Annotated in this window: 1 pseudogene; it reads left to right on the forward strand. The window is 47.1% G+C overall.

The features are described 5' to 3' along the window. Nucleotides 1-818 precede the first annotated feature (818 nt). Nucleotides 819-3,023, forward strand: a pseudogene (locus ABW391_RS29090) (hypothetical protein); the annotation flags it as partial.

Raw genomic sequence — 3,023 nt, forward strand, 5'->3', positions numbered from 1 at the left:
GCAATGCTGGAACATTGGTTGGCAAACCCAGCGGAAGCCTCAAACTGGAAGCCTCGGGAGATGTTCAACTTTACAATACCGCAACGGGAACAGTAATTGTAGAAGGAGCTGCCACTTTTAGTGGTAGTGGCAAGGGTGCAGTAGTTAATGAGGGGTGGTACAAGCAACTTACCGGTACGCTCGAGCTTAATAATATAGGAGGTAGAGCGCTTATTACAAACTACAACTACATGGAACTGGATGTCAATTTAAGTATCAGAGATATTGATACTTTTATGGTCAATAGAGATACTTTGATTCTAGGCTCGAACATGTTGGCAAATGTTACTAATTTAAAGAGTTTTATTTATAATACTGGCTATCTGCTGAATCAGGCTGAGTTGCGTATAGAACAAATAGGAAATGCAGTTTTGATCAATAGTGGAAAATTTGTAAATGACCAGGGAGGCTCAATCTGGGCAAAATATTTGCCAGAATTTACTCCTTCTATCCAGAATCAGGCTGGTGGCAAATCTTTCAATTACGGAGATATCAGTTTATTCGATGGGATTGGGATAGGACTTGAGAATAAAGGATCCTGGAGGAACCTGGGTAAATTGAAAATGAGTAATCTTAATGGATTCAATAGCTTTAATGCCATTGTCAATTCCGATACCCTGATCAACGAAGGAATCATTGAATTGGATACCCTTAACAACGAAGGGATCGAAAACAGCAAGTATTTCCGCAATAGCCGCAATGGCAAAATTTACGCTGATTTTGTGGGCAACAATGGCATTCACAATACCGGAGATGCCTACAATTTTGGTCAAATCTGGATGGCCAGAGATACAGGCATCGGCAAAGCGGGCATTTACAACAACAAATTATTTGACAACTGTGGCTTGATCAACATTGGCAAAAAAGGTCCGCTCTATGGCGGTGGGATCGTCAATGATGCTGCAGGGGTATTCAACAACCGACCTACTGCACATATTGTAATCAAAAATGCTGATTCCACGGCTATTCTAAACAAAGGAACCGCTTTTACCAATGGACTTTGTGCGTTGATTGAGGTAGGTACTCCGATCGTAGATGTAAGCAATAGTTTTACGAACTACGGTATCATTGTACAAAATCAAGATACATCAGCAACACTTGTTGCAGACATTACCACGAATGCAGGAACCATTTACGACCTGGATCCCGAAAGTTTTAACATCACGAGCAATCCCGGATCTGTCTTGAATAGTTTGCCGATGGGAGGCGTGTCAGCGTCCAGCATCTCCTTCACTACATCCACACCTCAATTGTGTCCTGGTGAGACTGCCAAATTTGTGGTGGAGGCCACCTGCCCTGCCAGTCCTTTTGACCTCGTCATCGGCTATAACGGCAAAGATACGCTGGTTCAAAACTATACCAGTGGCGATACCATTAGAATAAAGGTATTAGCTGATGCTGATTTTGTTTTAAAGAGTGTAGATGTAGATGGCCAGGGGCAAGTAGAAAAGGATATTCCACCACTGAAAATCACCACTACAACACAAATCACCACTACCATCAACTTCCTGCCCTTCCTGTGCAAAGACTCCACGATCTTGCTAAGCAGCACAGTGACGGGTGGTACGGGCCCCTACACCTATAGCTGGACACAAACCGGCGGTGCTGGCAGCGTCCAAATGACGAACCACAACAATGGCACAGCCAGTGCCAAGGGACTGGGCTTTGGGGCAGCAACAATCAGTTTCAGTGCACAAGACGCCAATGGCTGTATATCGTCTCTATCGACGCGGAGCCTGACGGTAGTAGACTGTTCAACAACCATTTATAAGATCGACGATCCCTGTACGTGCAAAGGCAATAGCCTATTTGATGAAGAAGTAAGTGTGAGTTCTCCGTTTGCAGGCGAAACCTGGACGGTAGTCGCTGTTGCTTCTGCTCGCGTAGGCGGCGTAGCTCCGGGCAATGTGGCGGTAGGTAATACCCTCACTTACAACAATACGACGCAGAAATACGAAATTGTATTTGAGCATACGGATAGTTCTGGCTATACGATGACGGTAGAAGGGCCCAATGCCCTAGGCAGCCAGAGCAACGTTAGGCTGAGCGTAAACAACATCTGTTACTACCCCGATGTAGCGATCAATAACCTGCCTGTATTGGTATCACCCAATGCGGCACCATTTACAGTTACAGGCACAGCGGCCAACAACGCCGTTGGAACCGGTACTTTCAAACTGAATGGCAATACCCAAGCGGGTGCAGGAGCTTCCCCAACCAACCTGACGATCACCCCTGCGAATTTACCGCTGGGTATCAATACCTTGGAATACAGCTTCGACGCGGGAGCGGCGGGTTCAAAAAACCTGAATGATCCGGGCTGCGTTAAGGCCATCACGAAGACCTTCCAAGTAGCCAATTGCGGCTGCCAGGATGTAACGGTAAGCTTGGATGCGAACTGCCAATTCTTGTTGACTGGCAGCCTAGTCTCCGATGTGAATTGCGGCGGCGGCACGGTACGGGTCATGGACAACAATCCAAGCAACGGTGGCCTGATCGATTGCGCTGGGGTCTGGACCTACGGCTTGTTCGACGCCTTCGGCAACATCATTTGCTGGGGCAAAGTAACGGCAGAAGACAAAACAGCACCTGCGCTGATTTGTGCACCTGCCCCCATTACTTTGGATTGCTACGATGTGAACTACGTGTTGAACAATCGTTTGACGATTGGTAACGTAGGTGCAACCAGCTCTCCACGTCCTGCTGCAACTGGTAGCCAGACCATCAACAACGCTGAAGGTGTTGCTGGAACTGGTGACAATTGCCAATTGGGCTTGATCCCTCCAGGCCTGGCTTCTGACAACATCAAAAACCTGGGCTATGCTTACTTCAAAGACAACTGCTTCAACTGTGGTTGCCGCGTTACCCTGAAGTGGAGCGACAAAGTAATTTTCTACTCTTGTACCGATGTGGCGTTTACACGCGATGGCATCTACGCAAAAATCGAGCGCGAGTGGGTTGCTACTGATTGCAACGGCATGCGT

The sequence above is a fragment of the Haliscomenobacter sp. genome (assembly GCF_040403615.1).
Lineage (GTDB): Bacteria > Bacteroidota > Bacteroidia > Chitinophagales > Saprospiraceae > Haliscomenobacter.